The 15969-nt window shown below is 68.8% G+C and carries 13 protein-coding genes; 3 read left to right on the forward strand and 10 right to left on the reverse strand.

Annotation, left to right across the window (positions count from 1 at the left end; translation table 11 throughout):
* Positions 1–10 precede the first annotated feature (10 nt).
* From menC to AC1C2T_RS02565, 3 genes are read right to left on the reverse strand one after another with little or no spacing between them, the layout of a single operon-like run.
* The gene (gene menC / locus AC1C2T_RS02555; protein WP_495384134.1) at positions 11–2107 is read right to left on the reverse strand and encodes an o-succinylbenzoate synthase; all 2097 of its coding nucleotides are present in this window, start codon (positions 2105–2107) and stop codon (positions 11–13) included.
* Positions 2104–2823, reverse strand: a complete 720-nt coding sequence (locus tag AC1C2T_RS02560; protein ID WP_495384135.1) for a MurR/RpiR family transcriptional regulator — start codon at positions 2821–2823, stop codon at positions 2104–2106. Before AC1C2T_RS02560 ends, menC begins: the two co-directional genes overlap by 4 nt.
* A complete protein-coding gene (locus AC1C2T_RS02565; RefSeq protein WP_495384136.1) occupies positions 2820–3611 on the reverse strand; it encodes a hypothetical protein in 792 nt (263 codons plus the stop codon). The genes AC1C2T_RS02560 and AC1C2T_RS02565 overlap by 4 nt, the downstream gene beginning before the upstream one ends.
* Positions 3612–3729: 118 nt before the next feature.
* Here AC1C2T_RS02565 and AC1C2T_RS02570 point away from each other — a divergent pair, with 118 nt between their 5' ends.
* Positions 3730–4866: a M20/M25/M40 family metallo-hydrolase gene (locus AC1C2T_RS02570; protein WP_495361773.1), complete on the forward strand. Its 1137-nt coding sequence runs from the start codon at positions 3730–3732 to the stop codon at positions 4864–4866.
* Between the two features lie 7 nt (positions 4867–4873).
* Here the strand turns inward: AC1C2T_RS02570 and AC1C2T_RS02575 are convergent, their stop codons facing one another.
* The 7 genes from AC1C2T_RS02575 to AC1C2T_RS02605 all read right to left on the reverse strand — a co-directional run bounded on the left by AC1C2T_RS02575 (position 4874) and on the right by AC1C2T_RS02605 (position 14012).
* Positions 4874–6205: a C39 family peptidase gene (locus AC1C2T_RS02575; RefSeq protein WP_495384137.1), complete on the reverse strand. Its 1332-nt coding sequence runs from the start codon at positions 6203–6205 to the stop codon at positions 4874–4876.
* A gap of 12 nt (positions 6206–6217) precedes the next feature.
* A complete protein-coding gene (locus tag AC1C2T_RS02580; RefSeq protein WP_495384138.1) occupies positions 6218–7048 on the reverse strand; it encodes a serine hydrolase in 831 nt (276 codons plus the stop codon).
* A gap of 69 nt (positions 7049–7117) precedes the next feature.
* Positions 7118–8317 (reverse strand): C45 family autoproteolytic acyltransferase/hydrolase, encoded by a 1200-nt coding sequence (locus tag AC1C2T_RS02585; RefSeq protein WP_495384139.1) that lies wholly within the window; start codon positions 8315–8317, stop codon positions 7118–7120.
* Between the two features lie 7 nt (positions 8318–8324).
* Positions 8325–10070: an ATP-binding cassette domain-containing protein gene (locus AC1C2T_RS02590; RefSeq protein WP_495384140.1), complete on the reverse strand. Its 1746-nt coding sequence runs from the start codon at positions 10068–10070 to the stop codon at positions 8325–8327.
* Positions 10071–10072: 2 nt separating this feature from the next.
* Positions 10073–10999, reverse strand: a complete 927-nt coding sequence (locus AC1C2T_RS02595; RefSeq protein ID WP_495384141.1) for an ABC transporter permease — start codon at positions 10997–10999, stop codon at positions 10073–10075.
* Positions 10996–12039, reverse strand: coding sequence for an ABC transporter permease (locus AC1C2T_RS02600; protein ID WP_495361767.1), 1044 nt, complete (start codon positions 12037–12039; stop codon positions 10996–10998). Before AC1C2T_RS02600 ends, AC1C2T_RS02595 begins: the two co-directional genes overlap by 4 nt.
* Before the next feature lie 107 nt (positions 12040–12146).
* Positions 12147–14012, reverse strand: a complete 1866-nt coding sequence (locus AC1C2T_RS02605; protein WP_495384142.1) for an ABC transporter substrate-binding protein — start codon at positions 14010–14012, stop codon at positions 12147–12149.
* A 376-nt stretch (positions 14013–14388) separates the two neighbouring features.
* Between AC1C2T_RS02605 and AC1C2T_RS02610 the strand changes: the two genes are divergently transcribed.
* Positions 14389–14865: an Lrp/AsnC family transcriptional regulator gene (locus AC1C2T_RS02610; protein WP_495384143.1), complete on the forward strand. Its 477-nt coding sequence runs from the start codon at positions 14389–14391 to the stop codon at positions 14863–14865.
* 127 nt (positions 14866–14992) lie between these two features.
* Positions 14993–15877 (forward strand): ABC transporter ATP-binding protein, encoded by an 885-nt coding sequence (locus AC1C2T_RS02615; protein WP_495384144.1) that lies wholly within the window; start codon positions 14993–14995, stop codon positions 15875–15877.
* Positions 15878–15969: the final 92 nt, after the last annotated feature.

Genomic DNA, 15969 nt, shown 5'->3' on the forward strand with positions numbered 1-15969 from the left:
CGTGTCCGTCCTAGCGTTCGCGGGTCGTCAGGTGGGCCTGGAGCCGGGCGGTCAGGGCCCGGTCGAAGGTGCGCGGTTCGCCGTCGAGGAGCGCGACGGGCACCGCCGACCGGGTGCTCGAGAGCAGCCAGATGTCGTCGGCCTGCGCGAGACGGTCGGCGGGCACGGGCTCGCGGTGGGTCTCGTGGCCGAGGGCGGCGAGGCACTCGATCGCGCTCGCGAGGGTCGTTCCCGCGAGGATGCCCTGATCGCTCGGCGGCGAGACGAACCGATCGCCGAACCGCAGGAGCACCGTCGACGACGGCCCTTCGAGCACGAACCCGTCGGAGCTCGTGAAGATGACGTCGTCGGCACCGCGGCGTGCCGCCTCCCTCAGCACCGACTTGTTGACCGCGTACGAGAGCGACTTGGCACCCTGCAGGAGCCACGGCGAAGTGTGCGCGACGTCGTGCCGGTAGCCGCGATCGAGCGTGACGACCGCGACGCCCTGCTCGCGGACGACGGTGAAGTCTGCGGCATCGGCGACGTAGACCCACCCGACGGGCACGCCGGTGCCCTCGACGCCGCGCGTCATCACGAACTTGGCGAATCCGTCTCTCACCCCGCCGTGCGCCGCGATCGCCGCTTCGATGCACGCGGCCCAGACGTCGAGCTTCGGGGCGGGCAGGTCGAGCAGCGCCGCCGAGTGGGCGAACCGCCGCAAGTGGGCCTCGAGCGCTTGCGGTCGGCCGTGGTGCACGCCGAGCGCCTCGAACACGCCGTCGCCTCGCGTCGCACTGAGGTCGCGCACGTTCAGTTGCGGCGCATCCGGGTCTTCGACGTGGAACGGCGTCTCGGGTTCGTCGATGCCCTCGGCGAGGTCGTCGACGAAGAAGAGCACGGCAGCGGATGCCCCGGCCGCCGGCGCGGACGATGACGGGTGCCGGGCGGCAGGCGGGCGCGGCGCGGCATCCGATTCGATCGATTCGGGCGCATCAGCCGCTGCCGCCGCCACCACCCGCGAGTCGAAGCGCCGCAGCGTGTTCTGCTCGATCCAGTCGAGGTCGACGTCGAACCCGATGCCGGGCCCGGTCGGCACGCTCACGATGCCGTCGCGCGCGATCACCGGCGGCGTGATCACGTCGCGCACGTAGTACTTGTCGGACCCCGAGACATCCGATGGGTAGCTGAAGTGCTCGAGCGAGGAGATCGCGAGGTTCGCGGCGCGACCGATGCCGAACTCGTGCATGCCACCGCACCACACGGGGATGCCCTCGGCACCGGCCAGGTCATGGGCCGCCTTCGCGACGGTGAGCCCGCCCATGCGGGACACCTTGATGTTCAGCACCCGCCCGGCGCCGAGAGCGATCATGGTGTGCAGGTCGTCGAGCCGCACGATGGACTCGTCGAGGCAGACCGGCGTCTCGATGCGCTGTTGCAGTCGCGCATGGCCCACGAAATCGCCGGGCGCGAAGGGCTGTTCGATCATGCTGAGGCCCGCGCCGTCGAACTCCGCAAGGCGGGCGAGCGTCTCGTCGTCGCTGCGGTAGGCGCCGTTCGCATCGACATGCAGCTCGAGGTCGGGGAACGCGCGGCGCACCTCGCGCACCGGTTCGAGGTCCCAACCGGGAGCGATCTTCAGCTTCACCCGGCCGTAGCCGGCCTCGAGCTGCGACCCGACCTGCGCCAGCAACTCGTCGATGGTGGGCTCGATGCCGAGCGAGACGCCGGCCGCCACCTCGGTGCGGGTGCCGCCGAGCGCCGCCGCGAGCGGGATGCCACGCGAGGTGGACCAGAGGTCCCACGCGGCGCCGGCGAATCCGGCCTTCGTGAACTCGTGCCCACGGATCTTCGCCCAGAATTCGTCGACCTCCGCCGGGTGCGACCACTCGGCGTCGAGCACCCGCGGCACGAGATAGCTCGTCGCGATCGACCAGGCCGTGTCGGTGTTCTCCGAGGTGAAGAACGGATCGCTCGGCGAGGCGATCTCACCCCAGCCCGTGTTGCCCAGTTCGTCGTCGAAGCGCACGAGGATGTGGTCGAGGCCGGTCTTGCGATGCGAGCTCGTCTGGAAGCCGTGCACGAGGGGCAGGCTCACCTCGAAGAGCTCGATGCGTGTGACTCTCATGGTGCTTCCCCGTCGTTCGCATGGTCGTAGTACAGGTCCATCTCCCGGTTGAGTTCGTCACGGGTCGACAACCGGCGCCGAGCACCCTTCGCGCTCGCGGTCGTGAGCGTGCTCAGCAGATGGCAGACGGCCGCGACCGAGGTCGGCGAGTCGGCGTAGGAGGCCGATCCGGTCTGCAGCACGATCAGCGACGTCGCGTGGGCGGCGAGCGGTGCATCCTCGGAATCGGTGAAGACGACCAGCTGCCCGCCGGCCTCGCTGAAGAGGCGGCCGAGCGTGACCGTCTCACGTCGGTAGCGCCGCAGCGAGAAGAGGATGAGCACGTCGGTCGAGCGAACGTCGCTGAGTACGTCGAGCGGGTTCAGTGCATGACCGTCGATCAGGTAGACGTTCGGCACGGTGGCGGCGAGGTCGGCGTTGAGGAGCGCCGCATAGGCCGCCGACTTGCCCGCTCCCGCGATGAACTTGCGACGAGCTCCCAGAATGATGGCGGCGGCTTGCGGCACGGCGGCGCTGGCCCGGAGGTGGGCGAAGGTGTTGGCGAGCGATGCCGCCTCGGTCTCCATCACCCGGTCTTGCAGGCCCTCCGCGGAGAGGTTCTTGCGCATCCGGACCCCGAACCGGGCCTCGGGCGAACGCAGGGTGCGGTTGAGTTCGCGTTCGAATTCGTCGTCACGGGGTTCCGATTGCTCGTCGCGGCGTTCCAGCATCGTCATCGGGCGCCTCCACCGGCCGCCGGCGCGGCGAAGTAGGCCGAGGTGCGGGCGTCGACCCGCCGGCAGCTCACCAGCACGAAGCCCTCCTCGTGCAGTTCGTGCAGGGTGGTGTGCAGGCGCGACTCGCCACCGCCATCGCCGGCCGAGTCGGCACCGGCCTGCGCCGGAATCGGCACCCAGCGCCCGCCGGAATGGGCGACCGCCACACCCGTCTCGGCTTCTGCGAGCGCGCCGGGCGGCAGGAGGGCCCGCGCCGATGCGTACGGGTCGTCACCGTCGACGAGCGGCCAGTCCACGAGCACTCGATCGGTGCCCGAGCGCCCGTAGAACTCGCGCACGAATGCTGCACTGTGCGCACCGAGGGAGTTGAAGTTGAAGTGCGCGTTTCGAGCGAGCCCCGGGTCGAACGCCCACCGCATCGTCGTGACGCCCGATGCGAGCGCGACCTCGCGCTGTCGCACCTTGAGCATGCGACCGACACCGCGACTCTGGTACCCCGCCTCGACGACCGCGGCCTGCGAGTAGTGGAAGAAGCCGGTGTCGTCGGATCCGAGGAATCCGTAGGCGAAACCGATGAGCTCACCGGCGCCGCCCCGCACCCCGACGGCTGACCCGCCGCTCCGCACGAGCGCGCTCAGCAGGTTGCTGTTCAGTGCGAACTCGTCGGAACCGTAGCCGAACACGCGTCGATAGAGTGCGCTCGCCTGCTGGAAGTCCTCGAACCTCGACAACTCATCGGAGGTGAGGTGCTCGTGTTCGCTCCGGTCTCGAGCCTGTGCATCGGTCACGACTCCTATTATATGGATCATATGATTGCCGATGGCAACCACGATCGGCCTTTCCTTTACTCGATGTTTCTGCGATGCTGCAGCTAGAATATGCAGCGTATCTTTACCGAGGGGAATCATGACACCAGCAGAGGTCAGGGCGGCGGTGGATGCTGCGTGGGGTGCGGTGCCCGATCGGCTGCTGCAGCTCGTCGAGATCGAGACTCCGTCGATGGACGCGGCGGCGAGCGAGCAGATCACACGGCTGCTCGGCGAATGGTTCGCACCGCTCGCGAGCGAGATCCGCCGCGCCGTCACCGACGCCGGAACGCATCTCGTGATCGAGGTTCCGGGCACGAGCGACGAGGCGCCACTCCTGCTGCTCGGCCACTCCGACACCGTGTGGGACCACGGAACCCTGACGGGCGAGGTGCCGTGGTCGGTCGACGGCGACATCGTGCGAGGCCCGGGGGTGTTCGACATGAAGAGCGGGCTCGTGATGATGCTCACCGCCCTTGAGATCCTGCACGATCGCCCGAGGCGCCCGGTGCGCATCCTCATCAACTGCGACGAGGAGGTCGGCTCCCCCACCTCGCAAGAGCTCGTTCGGAGCGCGCTCGACGGCGTCGCCGGCGTCATCGGCTTCGAATCGCCCCACCCCGACGGCGCGTTCAAGGTCGGCCGTGCCGGCAGCACTCGGGTTCGGCTCGACATCGAAGGCCGGGCGGCCCACGCGGCGCTCGATCCGGAGAGCGGTGTGTCAGCCATCGACGAACTCGTCGACCAGTTGCTCGTCGTGCGCGAGGTCGTCGCCGAGGCATCGGCGATCTCGCCGGTGCTCTGCAACGTCGGCACCGTGAGTGGCGGCGCGAGGGCGAACGTCGTGCCCGACGCCGCCTCCGCCGAGATCGGGCTGCGCTTCGTCGACGGTGAGTCGGAGCAGCACGTGCTCGGCGCACTCGCCCGGCTCGCGCCGATCCGCGCGGGCGCCTCCGTACGTGCGACCATCCTGACGAGTCGTCCGGCGTGGCTGGCCGGCGCGGGCGATCGGACACTCCTCGACGAGGTCGGGCGCGCGGCATCCGCACTCGGCCGATCTGCGACCGGTCGCCCCGCTGCCGGCGCCGGCGACACGAACCTCGTCGGCTCCCTCGGCATCCCGACGATCGACGGCTTCGGCCCACGCGGCGGCGGCGCCCACGCCGTGAGCGAGCACCTCCTGCTCTCCTCATTGCGGGATCGCATCGAACTGCTCACCGCCGTGCTCGCGCGGTGATCCCGGCTCACCAATTGCGTTCCTCGCCGACCGCGGCGGGCAGCGGCACGTCGACGGGGTGCATGACGTAGACCACGCCGCCGCTGCCGCCGGCACTGCGAAGCCACGCGCGCTCGAACGGCGCGCGCGGATAGCGCCGACGCACGGCCGCGTTGCCGGGCGCCGCCGGATCGTTGACGACGACGTCGCCGTTCGCCTCGAACCCCGCGATCACCAGCAGGTGCCCCTCGGTGACGTACCCCGCCTCGGGCAGCTCATCGCGAGTGAACGACACCGAGGCGATGAGGGGGATGCCGGCCGCGATGAACCTCTCGGCCTCGTCGAGCGAACGCAGCCTCGTGACGAACGCCTCGAGCCCCTGGCGGGCGGCGAACGCGGCGTTGAACGACCAGTTGCCCGTGCCGCCGTAGTCGTGGTCGTAGCAGCCCGCGGCCACCCACACGACCTGCGGGTCGCCATTCGGCGCGACCACCGAGGCCAGGGTCTGCGGCACCGGCAGCCGCCCCCAGAAGCCGAGCACCATCGCCGTCGAGGTCGGCGAGCACCAGGCCTCGCCGCCGCCGCCGAGCTCGACATGCGTGCCGCGATGCAGCAGCTGCGAGAATCGCGGCACCTCGAGCGCGATGCCGCGAGCGCCTCCCTCGCCGACGCCGTCGTGCTCGGAGCGAGCCGCATCGTCGAGCGGAGTCGCATCGTCGTTCGGAGTCGCGTCGTCGAGCGGAGCCGCATCGTCGAGCGGAGTCGCGTCATCGAGCGCCGAGACCATCGCTCCGACCATGGCGAGCGATGCGTCGACGTCGACGCCCGCATTGCGAGCCAGGGTCACGCGGATCCGGTACGCCTCGAACGGCCGGCCGGCAGCGGCGACGAAGGTATCGGCGTGCACGGACGCATCTGCGTCGCTCTGACCCGACACGGTGGTGCGCGGCACGGCGCCTGGGCAGGCGCCTTCGGCGACGTCGCCCTCCGCCCATCGAGCCATCACGTACCAGCCGGTCCACGAGCCGTCGACGTGCCTGGCGGCGAACTCCAGCTCGATCCATGTGCCGGGCGGGGTGACCGCATTCCACGAGAGGATAGCCTCGGTCGCAAGGAACGGGACCTCGACTGGCTCGGAGGCCCACCGCCCGGGCGCCGCCTCGCCGGCTTCTCCGGCCTCCCGGACTTCCTCGGCCTCCCCGACCTCCCGGACTTCCTCGGCCTCCCCGACCTCTTCGGCCGCCCCGACCGAGCCGGCCCGCCGCAGCCACCCGGCGTCGTCGACGACGGTGCCGGCGTGCGCGCCGCGAGCGAATCCCGTTGCGGTGCGCACCGCGCTGTACTGCACGTGCCGTGGCATCCGAATCCCCGTTCAGCCGTGCAGGAGGTACTCGCGGATCGCGGCCCCCGCGTCGCGCATCGTCGCGAGGGCCTCGTCGCGATGATCGGTGCCGCGCTTCCAGTTCGCGAGCACCGAGTACGCCACTCGTCGATTCGGCGACATCGCGACGCCGATGTCGCCGCGAACGCGACTCGTCGTGCCGGTCTTGTTCCACATCCAGATGTCGCGGTCGTAGAAGTAGTGGGCGAGCGGGTCGAGGCCCCACGTCGAGGCCACCATCGAGCAGTCCATGCCGGCGCCGAGCCACCGTCGCAGCGTGTCGCAGCCCGCCTCGGTGAGCAGCTCGCTCTTCGCGACGCGCGCGACGAAGTCGGTGAGCTCCCGGGCGTTGCCCGTCGAGAGGTTCGGCGGGAAACCAGGAGGAATCGGCCAGCGCACGATGTCGTCGAGCGAGGACTCGGAGTACCCGAGTGCCGCCGTCGAACGGTGCACGGTGTCGAGGCCGACACGACGGCACATCGTGTTGGTCGCCGCGTTGTCGCTCACCGCGCCGATGAGGGCGCAGAGGTCGTAGACACTCAGCGTGTCGGCCTGCAGCAGGTACCAGAGGCCGGAGTTGTCCATCGCCTCGTTCGGCCGCCTCGTCACCGGCTCGTCGAGGCTCAGCTCACCGCGCTCTTCGAGTTCGAGCACCGAGTGCAGCAGGAACACCTTGCCGATGCTCGCCGTGTCGAGCGCGCGCTGCTCGTCGTGCTCGAAGAGCACCGCGCCGGTATCGATGTCGATCGCCTTCGCCGACCAGATGATACCCGATGCCGTTCCGAACTCCATGTTCGCCACCCCGATACCGCCTGCCTTCATGCCGCCCGCCCTCATGCCGCCCGCCTCCATACCGGCGCCTTCATACCGGCGCCCTTCATACCGGCGCCCTCATACCGGCGCTTGGATCTCGAGCGCCCGCCCGCGTGCGAACGCGGCGAGGCCACCGGTCCACGGTGTGCTGCTCAGTGACTCAGGTGTTGATGCGTCTCGCGCATCAGTAGTGGAGTCGCCGGCGTTCTCACGGCTCGGTCGACTCAGTCGGCCCGGCACTGCGCCTCGGCCCTGCACGATGATGCGGTCGTTCGCGAGATCGGCGACCGTCGTCGTGAACGTGACGAGTTCGGCGGATCGGTTCAGAACGCCTTCGGAACGCAGGGCTGCGAACACCGATTTCGCGTCGAGGGCGGCGCCGTGCCGCTCGTCGAGTCGCGCCCCGAGGTGCGCGCGCAACCGCTCGCCGCGCGTGCGGCTCTCGATGAGCGACTCGTCGCCCGGCTGCATGCCCGGCGCCGGATGTTCGATGAATCGCAAGTGATTCGTGTGCCAGAGGCACGACGAGGTCTCCGAGGCCGAGCGCGATTCCACGACTCCTGCGGCGTTCTCGATCATGACGGCTCGGCCGGTCTCCCGGTCGCCGATGTTGAACGAGAACCCGCCGGCGCATGGCACCGACGACGCCCTTTCGATCGCCTCGGCACCCGAGTGGCTCCGCTGCGCGTGGCGCGCGACGAAGTGCCGCCCCGCACCGTCCGGGTCGGGTTCGACGACCGGCACGTGATCGAGGCCCCACACGGTGCCCGCCTCGCTGACGACGAAGGAGTTCGACGGCAGGAAACCCGGGTACCAGACGACCGTGACGGTCGGGTCGCCCTCGATCGCGAGCGTGACGAGGCAGACGTCGTCGGTCGAGGCGGCGTGGCCGTCTTCGTTGTGACCCACGACGAGTGCAGCGGATGTCGCGAACGACACGTCGCTGCATCCGGTGCCGTCTCGCCCGAGGTCGCCGCGCAGGTTGTACACCCACAAGTCGAATGCGGGCAGCCCAGCACCCTCGGCGAGCAGGTCGAGTTCGTGCGACTCGACCGGGCAGAGTCGGCGAGTCGACGCCTCGATGCGCCGCATCCGCTCACCCACGGCCTCGCGCTCGACGCGAGTCATGAGCTTCGACCATTGCGCGTCGGACCGCGCCCGGATATCGCGGATGCGATCGGCGAAATGCGCGCCGAGCTCGCGGAACACCGTGTCGCGATCGCCGGCGACGACGACCCAGGGCAGGCCGGAGACCGGAGCATTCTCGTGGAGGGTCATGCGCGAGTCACGAAGCCGTCGCGAGCACGCCGTCACGCCCGACGATCTTCGGGGCCGCGGCGAGCAGCTTCTTCGTGTACTCGTGCTGCGGGTCGAGCAGCACCGATTCGGTCGTGCCGCGCTCCACGATCTCCCCGTGGTACATCACGGCCACCGTGTCGGCGATGTTCCAGGCGAGACCGAGGTCGTGAGTGATGACGAGAGCGGAGAGGCCGAGCTCGTCGCGCAGCCGGAGCATGAGCGCGAGGATCTCGCCTCGCGCCGAGGCATCGAGCGATGCGACCGGTTCGTCGGCGATGAGCATCTGCGGATTCATCGCGAGCGCCCCGGCGATCACGACGCGCTGACGCTGCCCGCCCGACAGCTCGTGCGGAATCGCCTCGAAGAAGTGCTCCGCCGGCATCAGCTCGGCGTTCTCGAGGCTCGCGGCGACCTGATCGCGCTCGTCGCCCGGATAGTGCTGAATGCGAAGCCCCTCTGCGACGGCTTCGTACACGCTGAGCTTCGGGTTCAGCGCCGCCGACGGGTCCTGCAGGATGAGCTGCACCTGCCGACGGAACTCGCGCAGGCGCTTCGTCGAACGGCCGAGCGGCGAACCACGGAAGAGCACCTGGCCTCCCCGGTCGGGCGACTCGAGTCCGAGCAGGGTTCGTGCGAGCGTCGTCTTTCCCGAACCGGACTGGCCGACGAGTGCGACGATCTCGCCGCGACGACAGGCGAGGTCGACTCCGCGCACCGCCTGCACGGTCTTGCCGCGCGAGCGGAAGGTGACGCTGAGGTTGCGGGCTTCGAGCAGGACCTCCTTCTCTGCCACGTCTTCGGCCGCGGGATCGCCCGCCCCCTCCACGGCATCCGCTGCACTGATCGCGCGCGCGACCGCGGCGGCGACCGGCGCCGAGATCGCGCCCGTCGTCGTCTCGCCGCGGCGGGTGACGGGCTTCAGCCGCGACGCGGGGTCCCCGATGGTCGGGAAGGCATCGGCGAGCTGTTTCGTGTACGCCTCCTGCGGATCGGTGCAGATCTGCTGCGACTCCCCGACCTCGACGAGCACGCCGTCGCGCATGACGGCGATGCGTTCGCACGCGGTGGCGAGCACCGAGAGATCGTGGCTGATCATGAGGAGCGAGATGCCCCGCCGGGTCACGAGGTCTTTCACGACCTCGAGGATCTGCCCCTGCACGATGACGTCGAGCGCCGTCGTCGGCTCGTCGGCGATGATGATGTCGGGCTCGCACGCGAGCGCCATCGCGATCATGACGCGCTGCTTCTGCCCGCCCGAGAGCTCGTGCGGATACGAGGCCGCCTTCGCGAGCGGCAGGTCGACCTGGCCCAGCAACTCGGCCAGCCGGGCCTTTCGCGCCTCTGGGCTGCGCCACGCGTCTTTCACGTGCAGCTCGAGAGCCTCGATGATCTGCTGGCCGACGGTTCGCACGGGATTCAGCGAGTGCATCGCCCCCTGGAAGACGATCGCGACCTCCGACCAGCGCAACGCCCGCAACTGGCCGAAGCTCAGATCGGAGACGCTCTGATCGCCGACGCGCACCTGCCCGTCGATCACCGCGTTGTCGGGCAGCAGCCGCAGCACGCTCATCGCGAGCGTCGACTTGCCGGAACCCGATTCGCCGGCGATGCCGAGGGTGCCGCCCGCGGGCAGCGAGAGGCTCACGTTGCGCACGGCGGCGATGTCGCCGCGACCCCGCGACGCGGCGGTGCGATAGGTGATCGAGACGTCGTCGAAAACGAGATCGGGCATGATCAACGGCTCCTGAGGGTCGGGTTCACGATGGATTCGAACGCACGCCCGACGAGGGTGAACGCCAGAACCACGAGCACGATCGCGAGACCCGGGATGACGACGTACCACCAGTAGCCGCTCGTCGCGGCCGAGACGTCCATCGAGTCCTTCAGAATGGTGCCCCACGATTGCTGGGTCGGGTCGCCAAGGCCGAGGAAGGCGAGCGTCGACTCGGCGATGATCGCCGAACCGACCGTGAGGGTCGTGTTGGCGAGCACGAGCGGCAGCACCGCCGGGAAGAGGTGCTTGCCGATGATGTGCCAGTGCCCCGCGCCGAGCACTTGGGAGCGCTCGACGTATGGGCGGGCCTCGACGGCGAGGGTCTGGGCTCTCACGAGGCGGGCGGTACTCGCCCACGAGGTCACGCCGATGGCGATCACGATCGTGAGCACCCCGCGGTTGAGCACCGACGACAGTACGATTGCGAGCACGAGCGAGGGCAGTACGAGGAAGAAGTCGACGAAGCGCATGATGATGCCGCCGGTGACGCCGGTGAAGTGGCCGGCGGCCATGCCCACGAGGGTGCCGATGACCATCGACATCGCCGTCGCGGCGACGCCGACGAGCAGCGAGGTGCGCGCACCCCAGATCATGCGGACCCACAGCTCGCGACCCTGATGGTCGGTGCCCATCGGATGCTCCCACGATGGCGGGGCGAACCTCGGCTGGTCGGTGAGCTGCGTGACGTCGAGCAGCGAGCGGTCGGCGATGACCGGGGCCAGGATCGCGAGAAGGATGACGACGCCGAGGAAGATGAGCCCCGACATGCCCGATGCGCTCGCGCGGAACTCGCGCCAGAGCTTCGCCGCCGAGGCACGACGCCGGCGACCGGCCACCTGCCGGGTCGTGAGCTGGGCGGCCGGCCGCGCCTGTTCGGTGGTGCTCATGCGCGCCTCACTCTCGGGTCGAGCTGCCGATAGATGAGGTCGGCGATGAGATTCATGACGATGATGATGGTCGAGAAGACCACGAAGGTTCCCTGCAGCAGGGGCATGTCGGGGCCGCTGATGGCCTCGTAGGTGAGCTTGCCGAGCCCGGGCCAGGAGAACACCGTCTCGACGGTGACGGCTCCGGCGATGAGCCCGCCGATGTGCATGAAGACGAGGGTCACCGTGGGCAGCAGCGCGTTCGGCACGGCGTGCCGACGACGCACGAGGTCGTCGCGCAGCCCCTTCGCGCGCGCCGTCGTCAGGTAGTCGGAGGACTTCTCCTCGAGCAGCGATGCTCGCATGACCATGAGGTACTGCGCGAAGACCACCGCGACCATCGTGACCACTGGAAGCACCATGTGCCGGGCGACGTCGATGACGTAGGCGAAAGAGCCCGGCTCGAGGCCCGGGGCGGACATACCACCCGTCGGGAACCACCGGAGCGTGCCACCGAAGACCATGAGCAGGATCAGCGCGAGCCAGAACGTGGGCACCGACCACAGGGTGAGTGAGGTGCCGGTGGCGACCTTGTCGAAGAGCGAGCCGTTGCGCCATGCCGCACGCTGGCCGAGCCACAGCCCCAGAGTGATTGCGATGACCGCGGCGGTGCCGGTCAGCAGCAGGGTCGGACCGATGTACTGCCCGATGAGCTCGCTCACCGAGGTGCGGTACACGTAGCTCTGACCGAGGTTGCCGGTGACGATGTTGACGAGGTAGTCGATGAACTGCTGGGTGACGGGCTTGTCGAGGCCGTACTGGCGCCGGAGCTCGGCGATCTGTTCGGGACTCATCGGGCGTTCCTGCGCGATGCGTCGCACCGGGTCGCCCGGCAGCACCCGGAAGGCGAAGAAGCCGAGCAGCACGACCATGACGAGGCTGATGAGCGCCCCGCCCAGCTTGGAGCCGAGGTAGCTCAGAAACGACGAGCGTGCCGGCGCTTCCTCTGCGAGCTTCTCGTCGTGCACCGCCGCGTTCACGGGGGTGATCGTGTCTGTCATTGCGCTCCGTCCTCCTTCACTTGCGCCCGATTTCTCTTGGCGCCCGACATCGGTCGCCCGGCCGGATGCCGCCACTGGCGACATCCGACCGGGTTTGCGTTGTCCGACTACTCGCGATCGCCCGCGGTCTTTCGACGTCGCACGATCACGATCGCGACGACACCGGCAGCCACGACGAGCACGCCGAGGCCGATCCAGAGACCGATCGCCGGGCCGGAGTCGCCTGTCGACGAAGAGGCCTCATCGGAGACCGGCTCGACCGTGAGGTAGCCCCAGTACCCGGCCTGGTTCGCGATGATGCCGTTCTCCTTGGGCTGTGTCGTGTAGCCCGTGAAGCGGTCGGAGCGGTAGGCCTCGAGCGCCTGGCCATACCAGAGGGTGATCTGCGCGACATCCTCGTAGTGCATGCGCAGCATGTCGTGCACCAATTCGGCGCGCTTGCCCTCGTCGAGCTCCGAGTGCTGTTCGGCATAGAGGGCGTCGAACTCGGGGTTGCAGTAGCCGTCTTGACTCGTCGCGCCGTTGCCCTCGGCGTCGGGTCGCGATGCGCACAGGTTGAGGCCGAGCTGGTAATCGGGATCGGGGTTCACGCTCCAACCCGAGAAGTACAGGTCGTAGTCGCTGACGGAGGTGCGATCGGAGATGGTGTCGGTGTCGGTCGTCTCGAGCTTCAGCTCGACGCCGATGTCGGCCATCCAGGGCACGAGGTACTCGGCGGTCGACATCTCGACGATGTCTTCCGCGTCGGCGAGCAGTCGGATCGAGAGGCGGTTGCCGTCCTTCTCACGGATGCCGTCGGCACCGGCGACCCAGCCCGCACCCTCGAGCTTGGCGATCGCCGCGTCGGGGTCGAACGAGACGATCGCCTCGTCGTCGTCGGGCAGGTGCCACTTCTCGAACGCGCTCGGGATGAAGCTCGTCGCGGGAGCGCCGTAGCCGCCGAGCACGTTCTTCAGCAGCGACTCCATGTCGATGCCGAGACGGAGCGCCTCGCGCACCGCGAGCTCCTTGAGTGCGGGGCTGCCGGTGCCGTAGGCGACGCCCTCGGGCGTCTCGGCTCCGGCGTTCACGCTGATCGACGTGAAACGACGACCGGTGCCCGCTTGGGTCGTGACGCCCTCTTCGCCCTCGAGTGCGCTCATCTGGGTGTCGGTGAGCCCCGTGACGAGGTCGACCTCGCCAGCGCGCAGCGCCTGGATCTGGGCGTCGGAGTTGGTGTAGTAGACGTACTGGATGCCGTCGATCTTGGGGGCGCCGCGCCAGAAGTTCGGGTTCGCCTTCAGGGTGATCGACTGGTTCGCCGAGTAGCTCTCGAGCGTGTACGGGCCGGAGCCGACGACATCGGCGTCGTTCTCGAAGGTCGTGGGGTCGTCGACCTCGGCCCAGATGTGCTCGGGCAGCACGGGGATCTCGGAGCCGGGATTCGGCGCCTGAGGTGTCTTCAGATTGATGACGACGGTGAGGTCGTCGGGTGCTTCGACGCTCTCGAAGTTCGACACGAGGTTGCCGTTGGCGGTGCCCAGCATCGGGTCGTTCATCATCGACTCGTAGGTGTACTTCACGTCGGCGGAGGTGATCGGCTCGTCGTCGGACCACTTCATGCCCTCATGCAGGGTGAAGGTCCAGGTCATGCCGTCAGGGCTGGCCTCCCACTCTTCAGCGAGGCCCTCGGTGGGCGAGCCGTCTTCGGCATCGTTCTGCACGAGGCTCTCGTAGACGTAGCGGATGACGTTCGTCGGCGTCAGGTAGATCGAGATGAACGGGTTGAACGTGTCGACGAAGCCGGCCGTCGCGATGCGAAGCATCTTCGCATCGGCGCTCGACGAGGCCGACGGCGTCGCGTCGCTTGCGAGCGGAGTGGCGAACGCGGTCGCCGCGGGCCCGATCGCAAGACAGGCCGCGAGAGAGACGGCCGCAACGACGGGGAACCCACGCCGCGACCTTCCATTCCTGGGGGTTGGGGTAGCACGCATACGTTTCATATTCCTTCGCTGCTGGAGTCGGACATGTGGTGCGGAACTCGAATCTCTAGCAAGAGAACATGATGGGGCGATGAATAGTCAACTACCAAGATGCGATTCGTATCAGAATTTACCGATCGGCAGCAATCCGGCTGTCCAGTGAACAGGCTGATGAAATTCCGAGAACTTATGATTCTCATCGGAAATCTGCCGAAGGAAGGCAACACAATCGGCCTGGAGCAGAAACTGCCGTTTTCGGCGGAGGGAGTCGCCCGCACTTCGGGTGGGTCGAGCCGGGCTCCGTTGCTCCAGGCTGAACATCTGAACCCTATCTCATGGATCGCCGGATCTGAACGCGGTGCATGAACCGGACACTATGGTGGACCGAATGGGCGAGCCGAACGCGACAGCACAACTCGACAACGACATCGACCTGCGCATCGTCGCAGCACTCGCGGCCGACGGTCAGGCGACGCTCACGACCCTCTCGACGCTCACGGGCCTGTCGACCTCCGCCGTGCAGTCGCGCGTGCAGCGGCTCGAGCAGCGGGGGGTCATCAGCGGCTACCGCGCCGTCATCGACCCGCAGGCCGTCGGCGTGCCCCTCACCGCATTCCTCGAGATCACGCTCACCGGACCGGCGCCCGACGGTGATCTCGGCGAGCTTCTCGTCGGGCACCCCGAGATCGAATCCTGCTACGCGACCTCGGGCGACGCGAGTCATCTCGCCATCGCCAGGGTCGGCACGGCGGCCGAGCTCGATGAGCTGCTCGTGCGCATCCGCTCCACCCACCCCGTGCGGGTGAGCACGACGGTCGCACTGCGCACGATCTTCGAGGGGCGCCCGCTCTCGACCCTCGCCTGAACGCACACATCCGGCGCGCCCGACCGTGACCGTCTCCCCCTCGTGACGGAGCCGCCGGCATGCGGGCGCGAGCAAGACCCGTCACGCGACGGATGCCCCGGCCACGCGGCATCCGTAGCGTGAAGCCATGCTCGAACTCAACGACGTGACCAAACGCTACGGCGAGCGCCTCGCCCTCGACCACGTGAGCTTCACCGTCGGAGACGGCCGCCTCACCGGCTTCGTCGGCGGCAACGGCGCAGGCAAGACGACGACGATGCGCATCATCCTCGGCGTGCTCTCCTCCGACGAAGGCACCGTCACCCTCGGCGGCGACGCCGTCACAGAGGTCGACCGGCGCCGCTTCGGCTACATGCCCGAAGAGCGCGGGCTGTACCCCAAGATGCGCCTGCTCGAGCAGACGGTCTACCTCGCCCGCCTGCACGGCTGGACCGCCGCCGCCGCGCACCGCAACGCCATCGAACTGCTCGAGCGTCTCGGCCTCGGCGAGCGCACGGACGACACCATCGAGTCGCTCTCGCTCGGCAACCAGCAGCGGGCGCAGATCGCGGCTGCCCTCGTGCACCAGCCCGAGGTGCTCATCCTCGACGAGCCGTTCTCGGGCCTCGACCCGATGGCCGTCGAGACGGTGCAGGGCGTGCTGGCCGATGCTGCGGCATCCGGTGCCCCCGTGCTGTTCTCCTCGCACCAGCTCGACATCGTCGAGCGGCTCTGCGACGATCTCGTCATCATCTCCGGCGGCCGCATCGCCGCCGCCGGCACCGGCGACGCCCTGCGCGCCGAGCACAGCTCGGAGCGGTGGGAGCTGCTCACCTCGGGCGATGTCGGCTGGCTGCGGGAGCAGCCCGGCATCCGGGTCGCCGAGTTCGACGGCGGCTGGGCCGTCTTCGAAGCCGAGACGGATGCCGCTCGGCAGGCCGCACTCACCGAAGCCGTCGCCCGCGGCGAAGTCGTGAGCTTCACCCGCGAGCACACCACGCTCGCCCAGATCTTCAAGGAGGTCGTGCTGTGAGCACCGGACCGGACAACACCGCTGGTCGAGTAGCGAGCGAAGCGAGCGTATCGAGACCCGGCACCAGGTCTCGATACGGCGCCGGCGCGCCT

This window comes from Agromyces sp. Y558, assembly GCF_059445415.1.

Excerpts from the sequence above, each read along its gene's own strand:
- menC (WP_495384134.1), bottom strand. The coding sequence starts at position 2,107 with ATGAGAGTCACACGCATCGAGCTCTTCGAGGTGAGCCTGCCCCTCGTG.
- AC1C2T_RS02560 (WP_495384135.1), bottom strand. The coding sequence starts at position 2,823 with ATGACGATGCTGGAACGCCGCGACGAGCAATCGGAACCCCGTGACGAC.
- AC1C2T_RS02570 (WP_495361773.1), top strand. The coding sequence starts at position 3,730 with ATGACACCAGCAGAGGTCAGGGCGGCGGTGGATGCTGCGTGGGGTGCG.
- AC1C2T_RS02575 (WP_495384137.1), bottom strand. The coding sequence starts at position 6,205 with ATGCCACGGCACGTGCAGTACAGCGCGGTGCGCACCGCAACGGGATTC.
- AC1C2T_RS02580 (WP_495384138.1), bottom strand. The coding sequence starts at position 7,048 with ATGAAGGCAGGCGGTATCGGGGTGGCGAACATGGAGTTCGGAACGGCA.
- AC1C2T_RS02585 (WP_495384139.1), bottom strand. The coding sequence starts at position 8,317 with ATGACCCTCCACGAGAATGCTCCGGTCTCCGGCCTGCCCTGGGTCGTC.
- AC1C2T_RS02590 (WP_495384140.1), bottom strand. The coding sequence starts at position 10,070 with ATGCCCGATCTCGTTTTCGACGACGTCTCGATCACCTATCGCACCGCC.
- AC1C2T_RS02595 (WP_495384141.1), bottom strand. The coding sequence starts at position 10,999 with ATGAGCACCACCGAACAGGCGCGGCCGGCCGCCCAGCTCACGACCCGG.
- AC1C2T_RS02600 (WP_495361767.1), bottom strand. The coding sequence starts at position 12,039 with ATGACAGACACGATCACCCCCGTGAACGCGGCGGTGCACGACGAGAAG.
- AC1C2T_RS02605 (WP_495384142.1), bottom strand. The coding sequence starts at position 14,012 with ATGCGTGCTACCCCAACCCCCAGGAATGGAAGGTCGCGGCGTGGGTTC.
- AC1C2T_RS02610 (WP_495384143.1), top strand. The coding sequence starts at position 14,389 with ATGGGCGAGCCGAACGCGACAGCACAACTCGACAACGACATCGACCTG.
- AC1C2T_RS02615 (WP_495384144.1), top strand. The coding sequence starts at position 14,993 with ATGCTCGAACTCAACGACGTGACCAAACGCTACGGCGAGCGCCTCGCC.